The organism is Bacillus sp. JST-5 (assembly GCF_057747715.1).
The window spans coordinates 1-21,443 of sequence record NZ_JBYLHW010000049.1 but is presented as its reverse complement, the minus strand read 5'-3'; the positions used below and the strand labels follow the sequence as shown (position 1 = coordinate 21,443).

Genomic DNA, 21,443 nt, shown 5'->3' with positions numbered 1-21,443 from the left:
ACGATTTTTTTGTACCATTAAATAACAAAAGGGCTAGACCGAAGGTCAATTAAAAATTGACTTTTCGGACAGCCCCTATTTTGTTAAACCATGTTTTTGTAATACTTCTTTTTGTTTTTTACCTTTAGCTGTGATGTAATTGTTCTTAAACCAAGCAATGATAGCTGACCCTGTTACGAATGTTGCTGTAAGTACTTCGTACCAAAATTCTTGTGAACCCGGAATTGGGTTTAACCCCAAAGCAACAAGTATTTGGTTGACTAGTGCTAGCACAAGCACTATTGTTCTAATCCATGTTCCTCTATCCATTTAGTTCACCTCCTTTAAAAGTTATTTTTTAGTAAGATAAATAGCGTAATTAAAGCAAAAAGCCATCCGCCCCAATTGCGGATAGCTTCTCCAACTTTGTTTTTTCCTGCTTGCATGGCTTCCATTTTGTTGATTTTTTCCTTCATGATGCCAATTTCTTCCCTTAGACCGTTGTATTTACGAATGATGTCTCTCGTTTGTTGCATTTCCATACGAAGTGCATTTATTTGTTCAAACAAATCTTTATTCGTATACCATTGTTCTTTTTCCATAATTTCCCTCCTTATAACCACATAAAACGCATGTTTGAGTGCATAATAAAAGCACCCCATAGAGGATGCTTTATGTTTAATTTAATTTTCTTATTTTATTATAAATGAATTCAATCATACCCTGCATTTCGTCACTGAGAGTAATCCCTAGAATTGCATTACAATTAAAACACGAAATAACTTTGACCGGATAGCCCATACCACCAATCGTTCTATTTTCATTTTTGAAAGTAATCCCATTACCACAATGTGGACATTTTTCCATTTTGAATCCCCCTTTCATCTACTCAATTCGATAAAAGGGGAATTTTCCCTTTTAAATATTGTAATAAATTGTTTTCCTTCTCATACAAATACCAATCTTACTACATAGTATGTTTATTAGGTACATTATTGTTTTGTAATTTATTTTTCCTAAATTCTATTAGATTAGCAATTAATAGTGTGAATACCATCCCACACATAATCAACAAAATATAAATAATAAATTGATCCAATGATTTGGTTGTATTAATAAATTTACCAAACAGCCATATGCTCAATCCAAGAATCGAAAAAATTACGAAATATATTAAATATCCTTGATATAATTTACTAATATTTTTATTTGGTCTTCTAATTTTTAAATATCTTTTTGTTCTAGGTTTATCAATAAATTCTTCAATTCCATCTGATGATTTTACTAATAATTGATTTTTTCTACTCATTTTAATAACTTGTTGAATTGGTTGATTTTTCTCATCTACAATGTAATATTCAATCTTATACACCGATATTAATCTATCAATAAGTAAAAGAAATTGCTCAAAAATAAAAAATACTATTGCAATCATACTAGCAATAATTATAATAGCCATAAATTTGTCATTATAGTTTTCAGGTAGTTTTTTGTCGAAAGCTAAAAAGTAGAAGTATATAGATACTCCGAATACAACACCTGTCAAAATATATTTAGTCAAACGCAACTGAAATCTTTCAAAATTACTCATAAGCATTTTTTCTAAAGCAGTTGCTCTCCAATTGTCTATAAAAAATTTAATTATTGTAAATACTGGAATTAACCATAATAAATACAAATATGGACCATTACCTAATGTTTTCATAAATAAACATCCCCCCTTCAATATTTATCGGTACTCAGAAGGGGGGTTTCAACAATAATTAGGGTGTCAATTTTATTTTACTCCTTATGATTTCAACACAGGAAAAGTATTTTATTATTACATAGTTCTTTTTAATTATACATATAATTTGTTTTGTATAAAATTTCTTAATCTGAACTTAACTTCTCTTCCAATTTTGATTTGACGAGTGCTGTTAAATGTGATAGTGTTTCATTCCCCTCGTATTCACTAGCTGTCATTGGAATATAGCCAGAAATATTAATCGAGCCATCTTCATTTCGACCCGAAAAATAGACCTGAACGCTATCTAAAGTTCCTTCCGCATAACGCATATTTACATTATTAATTTGTAGGTTCAACATTATTCCTCACCTTCTAACTCAAATGCATCATATAAAACAGAAAGAGCGTAAGCGTCATTACCACTAAATTCACGCGCACACTCTTCGCTTGTTAATTCTTTGATTTTTTCCTTAATCACATTTAATGGTTTTACAAAGTTGTCACCGGAAACTATTACAGTTTCGTTAAAATATGCTTTCAATTCTTCTTCTAATTTTTTTGGCTCATCTTTTAAATCTTCTCTAATTGTTTTTTCTCCTTTGACAACTTCTTGAAGTTGTTTCGCTAAATAATTTGTAACTTTTGAACGCATGATGCTTTTAATACCTTTAAAGTTTTCGTTTTCTAAAAAGCTAATCACTTTCGCAATATCAATATTTTTGATTTCTAATTTCATGCAATCATCTCCTCTAATTGTTGAATTTTTTGTTTTAAATATTGATTTTCGATTTCTAACATTGCTATGCGATCTTCGAGGTTTTGTGTAATTTTCAAGTTTTCTTTTAATGCCCCCATTGTAATCCCTAACATGTTATCAGGAATAACAGCTTTTCTATCCTCTGTTAAAATTTCATTTGGGCTCTCCTCAGCTATTACTCCTATATTAATTTGAGTATTTCCGATGTAATTGTATTGATAAATTTTTAAAGTTTTCATAATTGATAAATACTCTTTTGTATCTGCTGGTACAACATTTTCTTTCGATTCTCTTGTTGATTTTTTTATTAAATTTTCATAGTTAACATTATTGATATACGCTCCACGTAAATAAGAGTTGGATAATCCAATATACCCTCTATCGTTGTAAGTTGGATAAAGTGAAGGATGTTTAATATTGGAGGAATCATAAGCAATCCCAAAGTTATAATAAGTATCACTTTCTCCAGGAATTATGGTAATTCGATTTTCAATACTTACAATTTCACGTTGGACTTTCAAAGGTCCCCTCGCTTCAACAAAATAACCATTTCGAGGATTAAAGATGATGTCACCACCCCATACTCCTCCAGTTTCCAAAGCAATAACACCGTAGTTAGATGTCACTGTAATTCCAACTTGCCCCGGCAATCCATAGCGCTGGGAAAAGAATTCAATCGTACCTGATGCCTGACCTTCTCCGTCACCATTTAAATACGTTGAAATACCGTTACTTGAGTATCCAAGGTGAGCGTTTCTTTCCATATCTGAAAAACGTAGGTAACCATTAACAAGTTGTACACGACTGTCTATAGTGCGAGTTTTCCCTTTCCATGTACGCACATACTTCCCACGCTGTATAAATTCACTTCCCGATATTTGCACATATTCTGTTGCTGAACCACCGCGTACAGACATTTTACTTGTATCTAAAGTACCTGCTATTATTTTGTCTGCTGATACACTTGCAATTTTAGCGTTATCAATCGCCGCATTAGCAATTTTAGCGTTTGTAATAGCACCATCCTCTATTTGTGCTGTTCCAATTACTGCAGTACCTAATTTTGCACGGGTAATAGCTGCATTTGCAATAGCTGCTGTGCCAATGATTCCATCATCTATGAGCGTCTGACCAGTTAAGTGGATTCGATTACCGCTAATTCGTACTCCTTCAGGCGATAAATTGATTGATGATATTACACCATCAACATCAACCTTCAATTTAATTTGATTGCTTAGTAGATTTATAGAAGATTCCGCACTTGACATGCGATTCGTTAAGCTATCCACTGTCGTTTGATTCGCTTTGAGCGCGATTTGCGAGTTCAATGCATCGATGTCAACTTCTACACTCGATACGCGCGTGGTCAGATTGTCGACATCGGTTTTGTTTGCTTTCAGGTTGATTTGATCTGTGAGCAATGTGATAGACGATTCAGCGCTGCTAATACGATTCTCCAACGTATCAACAGTCGTTTGATTCGCTTTGAGCTGTATTTGATTTGACAATTGCGTTATAGATGTTTCGGCGGTGGAAAGGCGTGTTCCGAGACCATCGATTTGACCTTGCACGTCTTCCTCAGCACGAGTCCAGTCGGTGGCACGGTTGCCTTTTTCGAGTTTTGCTTTCCCATAACCTACGTTTTGTGTTGGTGTATCTCTTTGATTAAATCTAATCATAAATACTCTTGAATACGTTGCATCACTAGGCATGACAAAGGTTACAGTAGAGTATCCTTGCTTACCTGCTTCAATCCAGTTTCCTTGAAAATCTCTAAAAGTGTTTGTTGGGCTAGGAAGCCTAATCATTGAACAAACTGGATAATCAGAGTTTGTAGCATCGATAAAGACTCTAAGGGTATATGTTTCACCGGGTTGAAGGATATTTACTAAATCGTTATGATTTGTATTATTGTCTTGATAATCTGCCCATCCACTCACATTTACATAAGTTAACTCATCTTTTGTTCCAGTTAATAAATTCCTTCCACCAATCTGCAAACTCTCAAACTCCGTTCTAGAAACCTTAGAAGCAATTTGATCGGCTTGAACACTCAATTGAGCGGACAGTGTCGAGATTTGTTGATTTACAGACGTAAATAATAGTGATAAACAAAGTGCTAACGAGAAAAAAGAGTCATCTGATCAAGAAAATAACAAAGTAAAGAAAAATGATACTGAAAAAGTGAAAGATGTTGAATCTGAAAAATCAGAAAAGGTTACTGAACAAAAAGCTCAGGTACAGGACAAAAATAAACAAGATGAAATATCAAATAAAGAAAAGAAAAAAGAAAACAAACCAAAAGCTTCATCACTTGGATTGGTTGCTGCAACAGTAGCAAGAGTAATTGATGGGGATACTATTGAACTTACTGATGGTAGGAAAGTTAGATTGATAGGTGTTAACACTCCTGAGTCTACAACACGAACTGAACCATATGGAAAAGAAGCAAGTAATTATACAAAGTCAAAGCTTAATGGTAGACAAATTTGGTTACAAAAAGATGTTTCAGAAACAGACAGATATGGTCGATTATTAAGATTGGTTTGGTTAGAAGTTCCAACAAATTTAATGGATGAGAAAGAAATCCGTTCAAAGATGTTTAACGCTGATCTTGTGATAAATGGATATGCAGAACCTTCTACATATCCACCAGATGTTACTTATGCTGAATATTTTAGAAAGTTTGCTAGAGAAGCACGTGAAAAAGGAATTGGATTATGGGCATATGGTCCAGAAGGAACTACAAAAGGAGATTTTGACACTGCCTCTAATAATAGTTCGAATTCAGGTTCAAAATCTAGCAAAAGCTCGACAGGTAGTTCTTCTGGTAATTCTTCATCAAAATCTAGTAGCTCATCATCGAATAAATCTTCAGGAACATCCAGTGGAGGAACATCCTCTAGCGGATCCACAACTACTGAATACTTTAAAAACTGTACTGAATTAAGAAAAGTATATCCTGATGGTGTACCTGAGGGACATCCTGCATATCAAGCGAAAATGGACCGAGATAAAGACGGATGGGCGTGTGAACGATAGGAGGGATAACTTTGTTTAGCGAAAAAAACAAGATATGTCCTGTTTGTAATAAAAAGTTAAGTTTTTTAAAGCAAACTATAGAGGGAAAAGTAAAAATATGTGCAAATCATTTTGAACAAGCTGGAATTACCACTAAAGAAATACTTTCACGTGGTAATAAACCATTTACCCTAGATGAAATAAAAGATAGAATTGGATTGGCAAAAATTAAACAAGAAAATTTAGAAAAAGAAAAGGATAATTTTTTAATCACGAAACAAATAGGTAATTATGTAGCATTTGATGATAATCAAAGAAAATGGGCTATCCTATCCTCTTTTCGAGGGAAAATAAAAGAAATATACAACTACGATGACATAGTTGATTTTGAATTGCTAGAAGATGGGAATTCTGTCGCGAGTGGTGGTCTAGGAAGAGCTTTAGTTGGAGGAGTATTATTTGGGGGGACAGGTGCTATTGTCGGTGGAGTAACCGGTAGAAAGAAAACTAAAGAATATTGCGACAGTCTAAGATTAAAAATTACAATAAATGATATTCTTAAACCTACAGTTTATATTAACTTTATTAAATCTAAAACAAAGAAAAATGGATTTATTTACAAATCAATATTCGAGTCAGCGCAAGAATGTTTATCTGTATTTCAATTAATCTGTGATGAAAGAAATAAAAGTAATAATTTACAATCTAATAATAGTAGTGTAGCAGATGAACTATTAAAATATAAAAACCTATTAGATCTGGGTGCAATTACTCAAGATGAATTCGAAAAGAAAAAAGAGGAATTGCTAAAACTATAGGTGTACAATGTACACCATCTTTTATAACCACAAACCGAACGTACATTCCCGTTTTTTTTAATAGAAAGGAAATGATTAAAATGAAAGCAGCAATATATGTTCGTGTATCAACAGAAGAACAAGCAAAAGAAGGTTACTCTTTAGCTGCTCAAGAAGAACGACTAAGAGCTTACGCTCAATCTCAGGATTGGGAAGTCATCAAGCTATATAAGGATGAGGGAAGATCTGCTAAAGATTTAGAACGTCCAGAACTTCAAAAAATGATGAATGATATTAAAAGTGGTTTAATTGACATAGTTTTAGTATACCGTTTAGACAGGTTAACTCGTTCTGTATTGGATTTATACAAGCTATTAGAAGAATTTGATAAATACGATGTTAAATTCAAATCAGCCACAGAGGTATATGATACTACTTCTGCCACCGGACGACTATTTATTACACTTGTAGCTGCACTCGCTCAATGGGAACGTGAGAACCTTGCTGAACGTGTAAAAATGGGTATGCTTAAAAAAGCAAATTTAGGTGAGTGGTTAGGTGGAACTTCGCCGTACGGTTACAATTATGTAGATGGGAGATTTGAAATTGTTGAACATGAAGCTAAATTAGTCAAAAGAATGTATAAAATGGCAAGAACTACGGGCATGGACAAAATAGCAAGAACACTCAATAAAGAAGGTTATCGCACCCGTAAAGGAGCAGAATTCGCAGGATATACTGTTCAGTATATTGTTAAAAACCCGTTTTACATTGGGAAAATGAGATTTAATGATGAACGGTTCCAAATAAGGAAACCTCTATCGGAACAAATGTTGTTTGATTCAGAATTAATCGAACCTATTATTTCTGAAAAAGAATTCTGGGAATTGCAAGCTATTTTAGAAAGAAGAAAAGAAAACAGTGGTCGCGGAAAAACAGGTAGATACTATTTTACGTCTATCTTGAAATGCGGTAAATGTGGTGGTCCGATGACTGGAACTACCTTTAAAATCAGTAATCAAAGAGTTAAATACTATCGATGCAATAGGAAAACTAAAGGGATGACTTGCCCTATGCCAATGATAAGTGAGGAGAATATAACAAAAGAATTTTTGAGGGTATTTAAGAAAATCCTTTTAGGATGGGTCAATGATTCTAAAGTTAATCAAAAAAACATTGAAGAAAAACAAACCGATATAAACAAAGAATTAAGTGTAATCCATAAGCAAATTGAAAAGTATAAAATGATGTTTGTGAATGACCTAATCGACATAGAAGAATTAAATGCAAAGATTACTATGTTAAGAGAGCGAGAAAAAGAGCTAACGCAACGATTAGACAAGAAGGATAATCAACCTAAAGAATGGTCTATAGAAGAAGTAACGGAAATCATTGCAAACTTCCCAAAATTATGGGATATCTCTACAGATGAAGAAAGGAAACTTTTAATTTCATCTATTTTTGAAGAAATTGTTGTTGACGCTGATGAGAACGCAAAATTCAGTCCAGGCAATCCAAAACCGTTTTGGTTTGTGTCTATACGATAAAAAGTAGATGTAGTCTATATACATCTGCTTTTTATTATGTCAGCTTCTCCAGAGACGACACCGAGATAACGTTCAATCTCTCTACCTTGCAAAGTATTAGTTGTTGAAACAATCATACTTCATTCCTCCTTTTTTTTATTATTTACGAAACCGTTGTTGAAAAGTTTCTTTGTTAAAAAAATTTTTTTCATCTAAGTTTTTACTCTTCCATTGTCATATATTCAAAATAAAGATTAATAGTACTTATTTTTATCATAAAAGATGCTTTATTTTGCTTCTGCTTCCAATTACTCGGTGGCCGATGACTGTAACCTATTTTATTACTTAATTTACATTTACGTTAATTATTCATTTCATAGGGGAGTTAATTCTATATTTCCAAACTCTAAATCTTACAATCCCTATGGACTTCAGCGCTTATAAAATATTACAAACCATAATATGGAATGTAACAACCAATCTATTCCATTAAAAATACCGTCAAAAATCTTTTATACTAATTGAAAAGTATAAAGACACAACTATTAGACAGGGTGATTTTATGTTTTCCACTACTGAAATTGGAATTGATTTAGGAACAGCCAATACGCTTGTTTACAGTAAAAATAAAGGTATTATTTTAAACGAGCCAACGGTTGTTGCAATAGATATTAAAACGAACCAAGTGGTTGCCGTTGGTTTAGAGGCAAAAAATATGATCGGAAAGACACCGGAAAAAATTGCTGCGGTTAAACCGTTAAAAGATGGTGTCATTGCTGATTTTGAAATGACTAGTATGCTATTAAAACATGTAATGAAAAAAGCTAGTAAAAAGTTAGGCTTTGCCATTCGAAAGCCTTCTGTTGTCGTATGTACTCCTTCAGGTGCCACTTCTGTTGAAAAAAGAGCGATTCATGATGCAGTGAAAAATAGCGGAGCAAAAAGTGTGATGCTCATTGAAGAACCTGTAGCAGCAGCAATCGGTTCAGACCTTCCGGTAGACGAGCCTATCGCCAATGTGATTGTGGATATAGGTGGAGGAACAACAGAAGTAGCCATTATTTCTTACGGTGGGGTAGTATCTTCTAACTCTATCCGCGTAGGCGGAGATAAATTTGATGAAGAAATCATTCAATATATTAGAAAGAAATATAATTTACTTATTGGTGAACGAACAGCGGAACAAATGAAAATTGAAATTGGGTGTGCGCTCATTGATTTAGGAGAAGTATCAATGGACATCCGTGGGCGTGACTTATTAACTGGTCTCCCTCGCACCATTACGGTTAGTTCCTCTGAAATTAAAGAGGCCATTCGAGAACCCCTTCTTCAAATTTTAGAAGTTATTCGCATCACATTGGAGCAATCTCCACCTGAGTTAAGTGGAGATATTGTAGACAAAGGTGTTATATTAACCGGCGGAGGATCGCTTTTAACTGGAATGCAAGAATGGTTAAGAGAAGAGATTATTGTTCCTGTTCATTTAGCTCCAAATCCGTTAGAATCCGTAGCTATTGGAACAGGACGTTCTTTAAGTCTATTACGTCATTTACAAAAAATCGCGAAATAAATGATCTTATTGGACGAATCATAAATTGGGTTCGTCCTTTTTCATATCATTCCTTTGATGATTTTGATATACTATTGGAAAATTGAAATGTTTTCGTTGGATTTTGGCCAATAGCTTTTTCCTGTTTTCGAAAGGAGTTACCAAATTTATGGGCATGTTGCATGAAATTTTAAAATACAATCAAGAATTTGTTGAATTAGGGAAATATAAACAATATCAAACTACAAAGTTTCCGAATAAAAAAGCCGTAATTCTAACATGTATGGATACAAGACTAGTAGAACTACTACCTAAATCAATGAATATTAAAAATGGTGATGTAAAAATCGTAAAAAATGCAGGTGCCATCGTCACTCATCCTTTTGGTAGTATTATGAGAAGTATTATTGTTGCCGTATATGAACTTCAAGCAGATGAAGTTATGGTTATTGGACATCATGATTGTGGAATGAGCGCTATCCAAAGTGATAAAGTAATTGCAAAAATGGAAGAGCGAGGCATTAAAAGAGAAACCATTGACACTTTGTTATATTCTGGTATTGATATTGATAAATGGTTGAAAGGTTTTTCTTGTGTAGAAGATAATGTTCGTAATAGCGTGAAAATGATTAAAAATCACCCTTTAATGGCAAAAGGAATTCCCGTACATGGTTTAGTGATTGACCCTAATACAGGAAAATTGGACTTAATTGTAAATGGATATGAAGAATAATACGATAAAAAAATAGAATGTAAGGAAAAGCATTCCCATCCTTACATTCTACCTTATGATTTTTAGTTTTTCTCTAATTTCCCTCTCGTCATCTCCCGTATTTCTTTTAAGACGGGCATAATTTCTAATTCTTTTTCCGTTACTTCTTCCCAGATGATTCCTGTTGGTTTTTTGTAAGGACTATTGGTTTTGTGTATTCCTTTTTCTGTAACAATCCAGTCTACCGTTAAATCATAAGGATTGATAGGGATATTATCTTGAACTACTTGAATACTGCAAACGGTAGAAATTACTGGGATCTCACCGTTCCCTATTTCTCGAATGATGGCATATTCGCGATCCGCATATCCTTCTCCTTTACCGACTCTTCTCCCATCAGGATTCAATGCAACTGAACCAACAACAATTAAATCAATAGGGGGTAATTCGAATAGAGATACTTCTTTCCCATATTTTTTTATATGGTTCAAACTAGCTGCTTTTCTTTCTTCTCCTGGTGGAACCCATTCCGGCTTTACCATAATAAAACCTGCTCTAAGTCTCGGGGTTGGGACAAGCAAGGTTTTTCCATCTTTTAATATTTGTTCGCGAATGGGAAGTTGTGGAGAATCTGGATTTACCTTTACCACTTTTGCACGTTTGTATTCTTCCATAGTAAAGACAAAATGAGCCGCTTTTTCCGCTCCTTTAAAATTTGGAATCCGATTTTTTAAAGGGAAAGGAAATCTTCCTAATTTTTGCTCTTCTAATTGCTTCCAGACTCGCTCACGTATTTCTTGTTTTGTAACCATGTTTTCAACTCCATCATTTAACTGTTACAACATTAGTTTAGCAAAATGTTTAATAAAAGCATAAATGTGAGAATTACTCCTATTATAGAAAGCACCCGTATTACGGATGCTTAGTTTTTCAATCCTTTTGGTGTTACTTTTGATTCTAATTTTTTTAGAAGAAAATCAAAAATAATGGCAAGAATTGCAGCAGGAATCGCTCCAGCTAAAATTAAATTTTTATCAGCTACACGTAATCCGCGGTCAATTAAATCACCTAATCCACCAGCGCCGATAAATGTAGCTAATGCTGCGACACCAATCGTTAAAACCGTAGCGGTACGAACTCCAGCCATAATAATAGGCAATGTTAAAGGCAATTCCACTTTTAATAATATTTGACTCGAAGTCATTCCCATCCCTTTTCCTGCATCAACCAATGATGAGTCTACTCCTAAAATACCAGTATACGTATTTCTTAAAATTGGAAGTAGCGCATACAATGTTAAAGCTATTATTGCTGGGGTTTTTCCTATTCCGAAAATTGGAAGCATGAAACCTAATAACGCTAAACTTGGTATCGTTTGAATCAGGGCAGCTAGCCCAATAATCGGTTCCGCCAATTTAGGGGTTCTTGTTAATAAAACTCCAAGGGGTACTGCAATAATAATCGCAATAATCATTGCTATTCCCGCTAACATAATGTGTTCTTGAAACGCTATCCAAATATCTTCTTTACGCGTCATAAATGTATTCCATAAATCCATATTAAACTTCCTTTCTATTCGTTAAGCTTCCATTCAGCTAGTCCACGCATCATGCTTGAGCGTGTAATAATCCCTGCGAGACGCTCACCATCTAACACAGGTATAAGTCCTATATTATTTTCATGAAAGATCTCTGCTACTTCCTGCACGCTCGCATTCATTTGGATCGTCAAAGCATTTTCCTCTTTAATAGCCGACAATGTAAGATCTTCATTTTTGTAATGTTCTTCAATCTTTTGAAGTGTCACAAGTCCTTCGAAATTTTTATTGCGATCAATTAATATTAAACTATCAACTTTATAGTCTTTCATCTGCTTGAAAGCTTCAGCAAGTCCCTTTCTAGGAGATGAAGTAACCGTTGATGTTGTCATTAAATCTTCTGCTGTTGGAACTAGGACATCATCAGTATGCTTTTTCATTCTCTCTTTTCCAATAAACCCTCTAACAAAATCATTGGCAGGATGTCTTAAAATTTTATCTGGTGTATCTAGTTGAATTATTTCCCCATCCTTCATTATCGCAATTCGACTCGATATTTTAAGCGCCTCATCCATATCATGTGTAACAAATACGATAGTTTTATTAATTTCTTCATGAAGGCGCACAATGTCATCTTGTAATTGCTCACGACTAATAGGATCTAAAGCACTAAACGGTTCGTCCATTAATATAATTTCTGGTTCTGCAGCTAAAGCACGAATGACCCCTACCCTTTGTTGTTGTCCTCCGCTCAATTCCGAAGGATAACGATGCTTGAAAACCGATGGATCGAGCCCTACAAGTTCTAATAACTCATCAACTCTTGCTAAGTATCTTTTTTCTTCCCATTTTTTTAATTTCGGTACTAATGAAATATTTTGTTCTATCGTCATATGAGGAAATAAACCAATTTGTTGAATAACATAGCCAATATTCCGGCGAAGCTCTACAGGATTTAATTGTGAAATATCTTGCCCATCAATATAAATTTTTCCTTCTGTCGGCTCAATTAAGCGGTTAATCATTCTCATCGTGGTCGTTTTCCCGCAACCACTTGGTCCAATTAACGTTAAAAGTTCTCCTTTCTTTACTTCAAAATCTATATTTTTTAAAGCAGTGAATCCATCTTGATATTGCTTTTTCACATTTTCAAACCTAATCATATAATCTCCTCTTTTACTTAAAGTTTGAACCCCATTTCCTTCGTCTCAGAAATGGGGAAATCAATTACTCTATTAATCCTTCTTCTTTTAAAAACTGTATTGCTACTTCTTTCGGGTCTTTTTTATCTAAATTCACTTGAGAATTTAGTTCAAGCATTTTTTCATCTGTTAAAATTCCACTCAGTTTATTCAATGTTTCTTCCAATCCTGGATTTGCATCTAATACTTCTTGGCGAATAATAGGAGCTGCATGATAAGGTGGGAAAAATTCTTTGTCATCCTGTAAAATTTTTAAATCAAATTGTTTAATTCTTGCATCCGTTGAAAACGCAGTTATAACATCTATTTCTCCATTTTTAGCTGCTTCATACTGCAAGTCAGGGTCAATGTTTGTTGTTTTTCCGAAGTCAAATCCATATGCAGCTTCTAGTGCGTCAAACCCATCACTTCTCTCAAAGAATTCTGCATCTGCTCCAAAATTTAAATTTGGTGAGTGTTCTACTAGATCAGAATAAGTCTCAACTCCAAGTTCTTCCGCAAGATCAGCTCTCATTGCTAATGCGTATGTGTTGTTAAAACCTAATTGATCTAACCAAGTAATATTAAATTCTTCTTTATATTGTTCTTTCGTTTCATTGTATACATCTTCCGGTGACATGCCTTCTTTAAATTCATTTTTTAATACATTTAAATAGCCAGTTCCCGTATATTCAACATACATATCAATGTCGCCTTTTTTCATTGCTTCATGGAGAACAAAAACGCCACCTAATCCATCTTCTACTTTTACATCTAAGTCAGTATTGGCTTTTAAATATTCTGCAAGCAAATGATTTAAAATGATTTGCTCCGTAAATTTTTTACTGGAAATGACGATTTTCCCAGGTTCAGTATTCGCTTTTTCCGAACCACATGCGGTAATCGTTAATACAATTATGAAAGTCATAATGATTCCTAAAAATTTTTTCACAATAAAACCTCCAAAATTTAAAATCTATCTATTGTTGATAAAATTGATAGCTCGTTTGTATAGAGCGATGTCCTGCGACCTATTGTAATTGCTTTGGTCTCAATCCTTTTTCGCTATTTCTTAAAATTTGTGCATTCACTTAAAAATCTAGTTGATCACTATATTTTTTAAAGGTATTGGATAGCTCTTGGATTCATTTGTCCAGATCGTTCGGTTATAAATAAATACGGGCAATCTATATATTTTTTTATTTAGCTTTTTTCGCATTAACATCCACTTTATCAACCACCCCATATCTTTTTCTGTTAAGCAAAAAACTTATTAATATTCATTATTTTGTATTTTTATTCAAAACTAATAATAAGAACATCATCTATTGCAAACCTTTCACATTGGTATGCAAAACTTTTTTACTTTCTTTATAAATTTTTTGATCTTTTGAGAGCTCATTAGTAGAATTACTTCGTCTTTTTAAGACAGGGGAGATGATAATTGATGAATTATGTTTTCTGCATTAATCCAGAGAAAATATCCTTCTTGGCAGGCCCATGTAAAGAAGGAACTTAAAGTGGATATTGATTTGTTAATGGTTGAAACTTTTTTCCCATCTTTTAATAATTGATTACGATATTTGATTACATGCTGTTCATTAATGTTTTTCAATGAATTTTCAAAAAAAGTCACAAACTTAAGGAATCGATCCGCCTCTTGAAGATACATTTGAATGGTGTTTTCTGATTTTTGTTCCTTTTGTAAATATGTCTTATAGTTGTTTAATAGTTTTTGCAAAAAGAAACACCTACTTATCCCCCTTTTCGCGACGAATTTAATTCTACGATGAATTTATTATATCTTTAATCAATAACTAACCCAAATTGCCTATCGATTCATATTCCTTTATATTTCTGTATATTTCCATCTTAGTTTAATGCACCTCTCCTATATATAAAAATCCTTCAATATCATGCCGAATACTCCCAAATACACTATTTAGCCAGAATTTTATTAAAAATCATCCTTATATTATTTACAATGATTTCAAAAGAAAACTCCTAACCATCTCAAATGATTAGGAGTTTTGTATTTACACATGCCTTTTTTTCCATTAAATTTATCCCAATTCCTATGAGAATAACTCCCATTAAGACTAGAATACTCATTGGATACAATAAATCCGAAATACCCATTCCATAAACGGTTGCACCTTTTAATGCTTCCATCCCGTAAGTTATCGGAACAAATTTAGCAATCGTTAATAATACCTTAGATGTTACAATTTCAAGCGGCCAATAAGCTCCTCCTATCATCGCAAAACTAACGGCCACTAGTGGAATAATGGCATTAAATTGCTGTATATTTTTCACTAAACCTGTAATAAAAATGGATAAAGCGACTATACAAAATACATACGGGATTAAAATAATTAAAGTTTTCCAAAAGCCTCCGTAAAACTCAACACCTGTAAAATAAAAGACGGCAAATACGATGAATACTTGGAAATATCCTGTAATGAAACTAAACAGTAAATTTCCAGTATACATTTCCCATTTTTTTAAAGGAGATAATATCATGCGATCCCACATACCAACTTTTTTCTCCTCTAAAATATGCAACACGTTATTTGCAATGGTATAAATAACCATAAATAACGAAAAACCGAAAATAGATTGAAGACTACCATTTATTATGACTGTGTCGTCGCTTCTGAATAATTTTTGTTTCGTTTCAAATATAGGTTTTTCCTTTATTTCATCTAGTTGCTTTTCTAACTGTTTTGTATCGATGTTTGAATTTTCAGCAGCTGCTAAAATATTTTTTCGGATCAACTCTTGTGAATAAATAGAATGGACATATTGATGAATAACATTAACATTTTCGGTATTGGAAGAAATAATGAGTCGGAAATCTGTTTCTTTCAATTCGATTCCTGCCTCTACTTTCCCTTCACTCACCGATTTTTCAACCTTTTCCTTCGTCGACCATTGAAAATCAAACACTTTTGATTTTTCTAGTTCTTTCCATATCGTTGATTCTTGTAAATGATTATGTTCACTATAAACAGGAACTTTAATTTTTATTTCATGCCCTGAACCCATCAGCAGTGTGAGCATAAATAATAAGACGGTAGTTGAAATAAATGGAATTGGATTTCTCAACAATAATCTCAATTTAATCATAAAAATTTTTATCATATCGCTTTCCCCCTTTTCGGGAAACTAATGGCAGCTAAAACAAGCATACAGGCACTGAAACTACATAGAAAAATGAGTGAATCCATAATATCTTTGATCCCATACCCTTGTAAAATTTTTATATAAGCAGTCATCCCCGATCCGTTTGGGGTTAAATTTCCAAGTAATTGAATCACCGGCGATAATTCTCCCGCTGGAAAAAAGCTTCCACCAACAAAAGAGAAAACAAAGATTAAAACGCTGCCAAAGAAACTCGTCAACATTAATGAATTTAATCTATAGTTGATGGCTGTTAACAAGGCTGCCATCCCTCCTACTGCTAAGCAATCACAGAGTGAAACAACTATAAATGCCATTATATTTGGCCAATAAATTCCGAAAACAAGAGCCGACACACCGTATAGGATCATGATTTGTATAAATGAAATAATAACCGCTGAAATAAAGTTCCCGAAAAAATACGCCCATTTTGATACATTTCCTAAAATTATTCGATCAAATACATGAAGTTCTTTTTCTCGGAACGCATAAGTACCGATGCTAGATGCTACAAATAAAACAAACATGACACACATTCCCACGGAATAATACATCATGGCAGTTATCGGTTTTTTATTCGTAACTGTTTCAATCGTTCCTTGAATATTTATATTATTGAGTGACGTACTTTCTAGTAGTCCATTCTTTCCAAGTACAGTATGCAAGGAATATTGAGTTTGAAAGGCATATAACACTTCTTCCACTATAGAAGCAGAAATTTCTTTTCCTTCATTTTTATATAAATTTATGGTAGGGCGTTCGCCTTTGTTTAAGAAAATATAGTTCAATAATTCATACGAGAATAATTTCGGAATTTCAATAATCGCTGAAAATTCATCATCATTTTTCACACTATCTAAGTCATTTACGTCTTTTTCCACTAACTCAATATGCTCCCTTAATTCTTCACTTAACAACAATTCTTTTAATTGATGGACAGGTTGGAGCTCTGTTATTCCGATTAGTATCTCATCAAGCTGTTCTTTAGGGATCGGGCTTTTTCTTATTTCTTCTTCAAATAAAGAAAGATCTTCCTTTTCATCGGAATGTTCGATCCAAACAACTTTTGCTTTTACTGCAGGAACATCATTATTCATGACTCCCTGTAATGCAAAACCTAATATGGAGATTAAAACTAGAGGCATCCCTATTAATATGAGAAGCTCTTGTCGATTTCTTAACATTAAGAGCAGCTGTTTTTTTATAAATGTGAATATCATTTTGAATTCCTCCTAATCCCTTAAAGCTCTTCCGGTTAAATGTAAAAATACATCTTCTAATGAAGGAGCTTTTACTTCTACCGCATGAATTTCGGTATTCGTTTTTTCAGCAAATGCTAATAATGTTTTGAAAATATTAACCTCTTTCGGAACTATAATTGAAATCTCTTTTTCTTGCACCGTTACTCGGTTAATAACAGGTTCATGCTTTAGCTCTTGCAAAAATTCATCCTTCACTTGAGATACTTTTATAAGAATAGTATTTTCGGAGGATAGAATATTTTTGATTTCTTCTTTAGTTCCAGAAGCAATAATAGAACCTTGGTCCATAATGTAGATTCGGTTACATAAAAACTCGACTTCTTCCATATAGTGGCTCGTATATAATACTGTCATTTGTTTTTCTTGATTTAATCGCTTTACCGTTTCTAAAATGTAATTTCTTGATTGAGGATCAATGCCAACGGTCGGCTCATCCATAATAATAATTTCTGGGTCATGCATAAGAGCGATGCCAATATTTAACCGACGTTTCATACCGCCTGAAAATGTTTTGACTATATCTTTTCTTCGTTCTGTTAAACCAATTTGCTCCAGAACTTCATCTACTTTTTTCTTTAATAAATGATTGGGTAGCTTGTAAACCTTCCCAAAAAAATGAAGGTTTTCTTCAGCAGTTAAATCTGTATAGAGAGCTATTTCTTGCGGGACAACACCTAGTATTTTTCGAATCTCTGAAGGATTTTTTATAATACTTTCATTTTTCAATCGTACATCTCCACTTGTCGGTGGGATTAAGGATGAAATCATAGAAATCGTTGTTGATTTCCCTGCACCGTTAGGTTCATGTTTATATAGACAATCAGCTATAATCCTTGCTAATCAAGGGTTACAAAAATTTAAAGACAAACATATCTATAATCACACTTAAAACGTCATTTGAACGGTATTTTATCGATCAGTGGCGTTTTTAAGTTGTGATACTTAGTGGATAAAGGAGATAATTTCATTTCTGAATTTTATCCTCCCCTTGTCCCCAAAGAGCATGATTTCTTACAGACGATTGAAACACTTGCAACAGCAAGACAGACAACATCAGAAAAACAAGAAATGGAGAAATAAGAGGAATGGATATTAAAAGATTGGAAGTCTATCATTCACCTACGGAAAAATGTACCCTTTGTCTTTGTTTGAATACAGATCAGTTCACAGCAGATTGTGACCAATATATCATTGACCGAAACAAAAACTTTAATATTAATCCTAAAAAACGATTTTATTCAAGAATAGATACGTTAATTGATGAGATTATTCGTGAAGTAAAAAAGCCACCGTTCCAATTTAGAATGCGGTTAGAGAGTCGCCACAGTATTACCAGCAGTAATATTATGTACAAATTTCAAATTTTTGATAGAAACTCATTCAAAAGTGATACTTTATCAGAAGTGATTGTACAGGAGTATTTAGAACCAGAGATTGATTTTGTGATTATTTATACTGGAATACAAGGGCGATCAAAAGCAGACGACAAAGGCGGATTTTACGGTCCCAAACCGTAAAATCTGTCTTTGTCGGGCAGGGCCTGCCCTGCCCTTACCCCCCGTTTCTAACAGGGGGGTAGAAAAACATTAAAAAACAGAAAAAAAGAGCTCCAAACCCAGTAGGAACAACGGTTTGAAGCGGATCATGAAAATGTCAACTTTTATCCATTAGTTGACATCTTTTTATCTACTAAACAAATGTATACAAATAACGCATTCGTACGAATGAAAGAGAAACAAAAAACTATCTGTATAGCTATCTGCAGTTTATATTGGTGAAACGAGATGATACAGAATTATATTAAAGGCACCCATTAATTAATCTTTTTTCAAAATTAAGCTTTAACTCAAAATGGAGCTTATCTTGTTCAGGTTTATTATAAGTTATCAAGCACTAGAAGAGTGAGCTGGTATCCAACCTTTTATCAGTGCACCACCTTCTGAATGGTTATCTACGACAAGGTCACCGCCATGTCGTCTAACGATCCTTCTTGAGATAGTTAACCCTAACCCGACCCCTCCGGTTGAACGATTTCGTGATGCTTCACCACGATATAGTGGTTCAAAAACACGATGAATCTCTTCCGAAGAGAAACCTTTCCCCGTATCTTGAACTGTAAAGACCACTCTGTTACCGTCCTTATAGCATTGGACAAAAATACTACCAGAGTGTGGTGTATGTCTGACAGCATTATCCAATAAGTTATTTATGGCACGCTCTAATAAATACGAATCGCCCATGATCATACAATCTTCCCCAAAATCTTTTGCGATAATAGAGATGTTGTTTTGCTTAGCTAGTGGATTTAGGCTATCGATCGACTTCTTTAATAAAATTGGAAGATTAACCGTGCTTTTTTTGAGTTTCATCTCCAAATATTCCGTCTTTGTAAATGTAAAAAGATCCTCTACAAGACGGGCCAATTGTGCTGACTTTTCCTTACAAACCGCCAAATACTTTGCTTGTTTATCCGGTGAATCAGCAATTCCTTTTTCCAAACCATCCAAATAACCTCGTAAGGCGAATAATGGTGTCCGTAAATCGTGGGCGACTGCAGCAATGATAAATCGACGTTCTTCCTCTAATTCCACTTGTTTTTGCATGGATTCTTGGAGACTGTCTGTCATTATTTGAATTCCGCCATGAACTTCCGTAATTTCTTTGATCGGCGACTTAGGTAATTGGACGTCCAAATCCCCTTCTGCGACTCGTCGGACTGCTAGGCTCATTTTCTCAAGCGGTTTGAGAATGAACCTTCTCATGACATAACCGATGATAATAAAAGCTAACAATAATCCCGCAAATGCCGCAATCATCTGAACCACTCTTGAATTCGGCTGAAAAATCATTACTCTTCCAACTATGCGACCATCTTCCATAATTGAAAACTGTTCCGCTCGTGTAAATGAGCGGTCCTCCTCGGGGGGAAATTGAAAAATCTCTTGATTTGATTCGGTTAAAATTTCTACACCCATGTCCAATGCTTGTAACTTTCCTCTTAAATCATCTTGCCATTTGGGGTCAGACCAGTTTTCTGTATTTGTTTCAATGAAGTGGCTCATTTTTTTAAAATCTTCTTTTTGAGCTTCATTCGTATCGAAAATGAGTGATTTTGTTGTGAGTAAGTGGGCCGATACGTAAAATACCCATGGCAACATCAAGATTAAAAGCAAACAAAGAATAGAAAATGTACGAATGCGCATTGATCTCATTTTATTCTCCTTTAAAACGGTAGCCTATACCCCAGACATTGACTATATATTTTGGTTTGTTTGGATCGGGCTCAACTTTCTCACGTAGGCGGCTTATATGGACGCGGACAGTATGTTTATCGCCAATTCCATTCCAAAATTTCCCGAGTAATTGATCATATGTAAAAACAATTTGCGGATTCTCGGCAAACAGTCGCAATAATTCATATTCTTTTGGTGTAAGTGAGATGTATTTACGCTCTACAAATACTTCTCTTGTGGATAAATCCAAAGTGAGGCCATCGTAATCCAAGATTCTCCTGCTAAATCCCTTCTGGGAACCAGAGCGTCGCAATACAGCCTTCACTCGGGCAACAATCTCACCCGGAGATGCGGTTTTAACTATATAATCATCCCCTCCAAGTGCTAGCCCACGGATTTTATCTACATCATCACTGAGGGCGCTCAAGAAGAGGATCGGAATGTTACTTTCCTCCCGTACCTGCCGACAGAACTCGAAACCATTTTGTCCCGGCATCATGATATCAAGAATAATGCAATCAATTGTAACCTGCTTGAGTACGGACAGTGCTTGATCGGCGTCATAAGCTGTTTTTACATAGAAACCGTCATTTTCCAAGAAGTCTCTTAATAGTTCAACAATGCTTTTATCATCATCTACAACCATAATTGTCTGTTTTTCCTTCACAAAATCCTACCTTCCTTTCGATGCTAGTTTAAGAAACGAACCTTCCATCGAAATCTACTTTCAGTATATCACTCTTTCAACCATGAGTTAAATCACTTATTTTGTGATGGATTGTGATTGTTTTGTGACTTTTTTGTACAATCATTTGAGACATTTAAAGGTTATTCTTTAATTGTGAAGTTGATAGGCGAATGATCACTTTAAATAAGTATTTCGTCTTAATTTACAATTCGGGTAATGTAAAAAGTTCTATGAAACAACAAAAAAATAAAATTTTAAACTTTAGATAGGCAAAAAACGACCGCCATCG

General features: G+C 34.1%; 24 protein-coding genes and 1 pseudogene. 7 read left to right on the top strand and 18 right to left on the bottom strand.

Annotated features, from left to right (window positions below):
* Nucleotides 1–75: 75 nt before the first annotated feature.
* The 7 genes from AC3ASS_RS10310 to AC3ASS_RS10280 form a co-directional block, all read right to left on the bottom strand.
* The gene (locus AC3ASS_RS10310) at nucleotides 76–309 is read right to left on the bottom strand and encodes a phage holin (RefSeq protein ID WP_488283446.1); all 234 of its coding nucleotides are present in this window, start codon (nucleotides 307–309) and stop codon (nucleotides 76–78) included.
* Between the two features lie 14 nt (nucleotides 310–323).
* Nucleotides 324–581 carry a hypothetical protein gene (locus tag AC3ASS_RS10305; protein WP_488283445.1) on the bottom strand — a complete coding sequence of 86 codons (258 nt, stop codon included), beginning with the start codon at nucleotides 579–581 and terminating at the stop codon, nucleotides 324–326.
* 76 nt (nucleotides 582–657) lie between these two features.
* The gene (locus AC3ASS_RS10300; RefSeq protein WP_488283444.1) at nucleotides 658–846 is read right to left on the bottom strand and encodes a hypothetical protein; all 189 of its coding nucleotides are present in this window, start codon (nucleotides 844–846) and stop codon (nucleotides 658–660) included.
* 100 nt (nucleotides 847–946) lie between these two features.
* Entirely contained in the window at nucleotides 947–1,684 is a 738-nt protein-coding gene (locus tag AC3ASS_RS10295) for a hypothetical protein (protein WP_488283443.1), read from the bottom strand.
* A gap of 167 nt (nucleotides 1,685–1,851) precedes the next feature.
* Nucleotides 1,852–2,067, bottom strand: coding sequence for a hypothetical protein (locus tag AC3ASS_RS10290; protein WP_488283442.1), 216 nt, complete (start codon nucleotides 2,065–2,067; stop codon nucleotides 1,852–1,854).
* Nucleotides 2,067–2,444, bottom strand: coding sequence for a hypothetical protein (locus AC3ASS_RS10285; protein WP_488283441.1), 378 nt, complete (start codon nucleotides 2,442–2,444; stop codon nucleotides 2,067–2,069). The genes AC3ASS_RS10290 and AC3ASS_RS10285 overlap by 1 nt, the downstream gene beginning before the upstream one ends.
* Nucleotides 2,441–4,465, bottom strand: a complete 2,025-nt coding sequence (locus tag AC3ASS_RS10280) for a tail fiber domain-containing protein (protein WP_488283440.1) — start codon at nucleotides 4,463–4,465, stop codon at nucleotides 2,441–2,443. Before AC3ASS_RS10280 ends, AC3ASS_RS10285 begins: the two co-directional genes overlap by 4 nt.
* 184 nt (nucleotides 4,466–4,649) lie before the next feature.
* On the opposite strand from AC3ASS_RS10280, the gene AC3ASS_RS10275 reads away from it, so the two are divergent.
* The 3 genes from AC3ASS_RS10275 (at nucleotide 4,650) to AC3ASS_RS10265 (ending at nucleotide 7,830) form a co-directional block, all read left to right on the top strand.
* Entirely contained in the window at nucleotides 4,650–5,507 is an 858-nt protein-coding gene (locus AC3ASS_RS10275; protein WP_488283439.1) for a thermonuclease family protein, read from the top strand.
* Nucleotides 5,508–5,518: 11 nt separating this feature from the next.
* Nucleotides 5,519–6,304 (top strand): hypothetical protein, encoded by a 786-nt coding sequence (locus AC3ASS_RS10270; protein ID WP_488283438.1) that lies wholly within the window; start codon nucleotides 5,519–5,521, stop codon nucleotides 6,302–6,304.
* 80 nt (nucleotides 6,305–6,384) lie between these two features.
* On the top strand, nucleotides 6,385–7,830 hold the full coding sequence (locus AC3ASS_RS10265) for a recombinase family protein (protein ID WP_488283437.1): 1,446 nt from the start codon (nucleotides 6,385–6,387) through the stop codon (nucleotides 7,828–7,830).
* A gap of 14 nt (nucleotides 7,831–7,844) precedes the next feature.
* Here the strand turns inward: AC3ASS_RS10265 and AC3ASS_RS10260 are convergent, their stop codons facing one another.
* Complete coding sequence (locus AC3ASS_RS10260; RefSeq protein ID WP_488283436.1) at nucleotides 7,845–7,946, bottom strand: heavy metal-binding domain-containing protein; 102 nt, start codon at nucleotides 7,944–7,946, stop codon at nucleotides 7,845–7,847.
* Between the two features lie 425 nt (nucleotides 7,947–8,371).
* On the opposite strand from AC3ASS_RS10260, the gene mreBH reads away from it, so the two are divergent.
* Together mreBH and AC3ASS_RS10250 are read left to right on the top strand one after the other, a co-directional pair.
* Nucleotides 8,372–9,379 (top strand): rod-share determining protein MreBH, encoded by a 1,008-nt coding sequence (mreBH, locus tag AC3ASS_RS10255; protein WP_488283435.1) that lies wholly within the window; start codon nucleotides 8,372–8,374, stop codon nucleotides 9,377–9,379.
* Nucleotides 9,380–9,527: 148 nt separating this feature from the next.
* Nucleotides 9,528–10,091 carry a beta-class carbonic anhydrase gene (locus AC3ASS_RS10250; protein WP_488283434.1) on the top strand — a complete coding sequence of 188 codons (564 nt, stop codon included), beginning with the start codon at nucleotides 9,528–9,530 and terminating at the stop codon, nucleotides 10,089–10,091.
* Between the two features lie 62 nt (nucleotides 10,092–10,153).
* On the opposite strand, the gene AC3ASS_RS10245 is transcribed toward AC3ASS_RS10250, so the two are convergent.
* The 8 genes and pseudogenes from AC3ASS_RS10245 to AC3ASS_RS10210 form a co-directional block, all read right to left on the bottom strand.
* The gene (locus tag AC3ASS_RS10245; RefSeq protein ID WP_488283433.1) at nucleotides 10,154–10,882 is read right to left on the bottom strand and encodes a 5-formyltetrahydrofolate cyclo-ligase; all 729 of its coding nucleotides are present in this window, start codon (nucleotides 10,880–10,882) and stop codon (nucleotides 10,154–10,156) included.
* A 110-nt stretch (nucleotides 10,883–10,992) separates the two neighbouring features.
* Nucleotides 10,993–11,628 (bottom strand): ABC transporter permease, encoded by a 636-nt coding sequence (locus AC3ASS_RS10240; protein ID WP_488283432.1) that lies wholly within the window; start codon nucleotides 11,626–11,628, stop codon nucleotides 10,993–10,995.
* 14 nt (nucleotides 11,629–11,642) lie between these two features.
* Nucleotides 11,643–12,770 carry an ABC transporter ATP-binding protein gene (locus tag AC3ASS_RS10235; RefSeq protein ID WP_488283431.1) on the bottom strand — a complete coding sequence of 376 codons (1,128 nt, stop codon included), beginning with the start codon at nucleotides 12,768–12,770 and terminating at the stop codon, nucleotides 11,643–11,645.
* A 64-nt stretch (nucleotides 12,771–12,834) separates the two neighbouring features.
* Complete coding sequence (locus AC3ASS_RS10230) at nucleotides 12,835–13,716, bottom strand: glycine betaine ABC transporter substrate-binding protein (RefSeq protein WP_488283447.1); 882 nt, start codon at nucleotides 13,714–13,716, stop codon at nucleotides 12,835–12,837.
* Nucleotides 13,717–14,211: 495 nt separating this feature from the next.
* Nucleotides 14,212–14,529, bottom strand: coding sequence for a site-specific integrase (locus AC3ASS_RS10225; protein WP_488283430.1), 318 nt, complete (start codon nucleotides 14,527–14,529; stop codon nucleotides 14,212–14,214).
* Between the two features lie 272 nt (nucleotides 14,530–14,801).
* On the bottom strand, nucleotides 14,802–15,932 hold the full coding sequence (locus AC3ASS_RS10220; RefSeq protein ID WP_488283429.1) for an ABC transporter permease: 1,131 nt from the start codon (nucleotides 15,930–15,932) through the stop codon (nucleotides 14,802–14,804).
* On the bottom strand, nucleotides 15,929–17,191 hold the full coding sequence (locus AC3ASS_RS10215) for an ABC transporter permease (RefSeq protein WP_488283428.1): 1,263 nt from the start codon (nucleotides 17,189–17,191) through the stop codon (nucleotides 15,929–15,931). Before AC3ASS_RS10215 ends, AC3ASS_RS10220 begins: the two co-directional genes overlap by 4 nt.
* A gap of 12 nt (nucleotides 17,192–17,203) precedes the next feature.
* Nucleotides 17,204–18,034, bottom strand: a pseudogene (locus tag AC3ASS_RS10210) (ABC transporter ATP-binding protein); the annotation flags it as partial.
* Between the two features lie 144 nt (nucleotides 18,035–18,178).
* Here AC3ASS_RS10210 and AC3ASS_RS10205 point away from each other — a divergent pair.
* Complete coding sequence (locus AC3ASS_RS10205; RefSeq protein WP_258570448.1) at nucleotides 18,179–18,313, top strand: hypothetical protein; 135 nt, start codon at nucleotides 18,179–18,181, stop codon at nucleotides 18,311–18,313.
* A 5-nt stretch (nucleotides 18,314–18,318) separates the two neighbouring features.
* Complete coding sequence (locus tag AC3ASS_RS10200) at nucleotides 18,319–18,750, top strand: hypothetical protein (RefSeq protein ID WP_488283427.1); 432 nt, start codon at nucleotides 18,319–18,321, stop codon at nucleotides 18,748–18,750.
* Nucleotides 18,751–19,119: 369 nt separating this feature from the next.
* Here AC3ASS_RS10200 and AC3ASS_RS10195 read toward each other — a convergent pair whose 3' ends face one another.
* Together AC3ASS_RS10195 and AC3ASS_RS10190 are read right to left on the bottom strand one after the other, a co-directional pair.
* Nucleotides 19,120–20,445 (bottom strand): sensor histidine kinase, encoded by a 1,326-nt coding sequence (locus AC3ASS_RS10195; RefSeq protein ID WP_488283426.1) that lies wholly within the window; start codon nucleotides 20,443–20,445, stop codon nucleotides 19,120–19,122.
* A 1-nt stretch (nucleotide 20,446) separates the two neighbouring features.
* Nucleotides 20,447–21,133, bottom strand: coding sequence for a response regulator transcription factor (locus AC3ASS_RS10190; RefSeq protein WP_220155732.1), 687 nt, complete (start codon nucleotides 21,131–21,133; stop codon nucleotides 20,447–20,449).
* Nucleotides 21,134–21,443 lie beyond the last annotated feature (310 nt).

Coding starts and splice junctions, on each gene's coding strand:
- AC3ASS_RS10310 (WP_488283446.1), bottom strand. CDS start 309: ATGGATAGAGGAACATGGATTAGAACAATAGTGCTTGTGCTAGCACTA.
- AC3ASS_RS10305 (WP_488283445.1), bottom strand. CDS start 581: ATGGAAAAAGAACAATGGTATACGAATAAAGATTTGTTTGAACAAATA.
- AC3ASS_RS10300 (WP_488283444.1), bottom strand. CDS start 846: ATGGAAAAATGTCCACATTGTGGTAATGGGATTACTTTCAAAAATGAA.
- AC3ASS_RS10295 (WP_488283443.1), bottom strand. CDS start 1,684: ATGAAAACATTAGGTAATGGTCCATATTTGTATTTATTATGGTTAATT.
- AC3ASS_RS10290 (WP_488283442.1), bottom strand. CDS start 2,067: ATGTTGAACCTACAAATTAATAATGTAAATATGCGTTATGCGGAAGGA.
- AC3ASS_RS10285 (WP_488283441.1), bottom strand. CDS start 2,444: ATGAAATTAGAAATCAAAAATATTGATATTGCGAAAGTGATTAGCTTT.
- AC3ASS_RS10265 (WP_488283437.1), top strand. CDS start 6,385: ATGAAAGCAGCAATATATGTTCGTGTATCAACAGAAGAACAAGCAAAA.
- AC3ASS_RS10260 (WP_488283436.1), bottom strand. CDS start 7,946: ATGATTGTTTCAACAACTAATACTTTGCAAGGTAGAGAGATTGAACGT.
- mreBH (WP_488283435.1), top strand. CDS start 8,372: ATGTTTTCCACTACTGAAATTGGAATTGATTTAGGAACAGCCAATACG.
- AC3ASS_RS10250 (WP_488283434.1), top strand. CDS start 9,528: ATGGGCATGTTGCATGAAATTTTAAAATACAATCAAGAATTTGTTGAA.
- AC3ASS_RS10245 (WP_488283433.1), bottom strand. CDS start 10,882: ATGGTTACAAAACAAGAAATACGTGAGCGAGTCTGGAAGCAATTAGAA.
- AC3ASS_RS10240 (WP_488283432.1), bottom strand. CDS start 11,628: ATGGATTTATGGAATACATTTATGACGCGTAAAGAAGATATTTGGATA.
- AC3ASS_RS10235 (WP_488283431.1), bottom strand. CDS start 12,770: ATGATTAGGTTTGAAAATGTGAAAAAGCAATATCAAGATGGATTCACT.
- AC3ASS_RS10230 (WP_488283447.1), bottom strand. CDS start 13,716: ATGACTTTCATAATTGTATTAACGATTACCGCATGTGGTTCGGAAAAA.
- AC3ASS_RS10220 (WP_488283429.1), bottom strand. CDS start 15,932: ATGATAAAAATTTTTATGATTAAATTGAGATTATTGTTGAGAAATCCA.
- AC3ASS_RS10215 (WP_488283428.1), bottom strand. CDS start 17,191: ATGATATTCACATTTATAAAAAAACAGCTGCTCTTAATGTTAAGAAAT.
- AC3ASS_RS10200 (WP_488283427.1), top strand. CDS start 18,319: ATGGATATTAAAAGATTGGAAGTCTATCATTCACCTACGGAAAAATGT.
- AC3ASS_RS10195 (WP_488283426.1), bottom strand. CDS start 20,445: ATGAGATCAATGCGCATTCGTACATTTTCTATTCTTTGTTTGCTTTTA.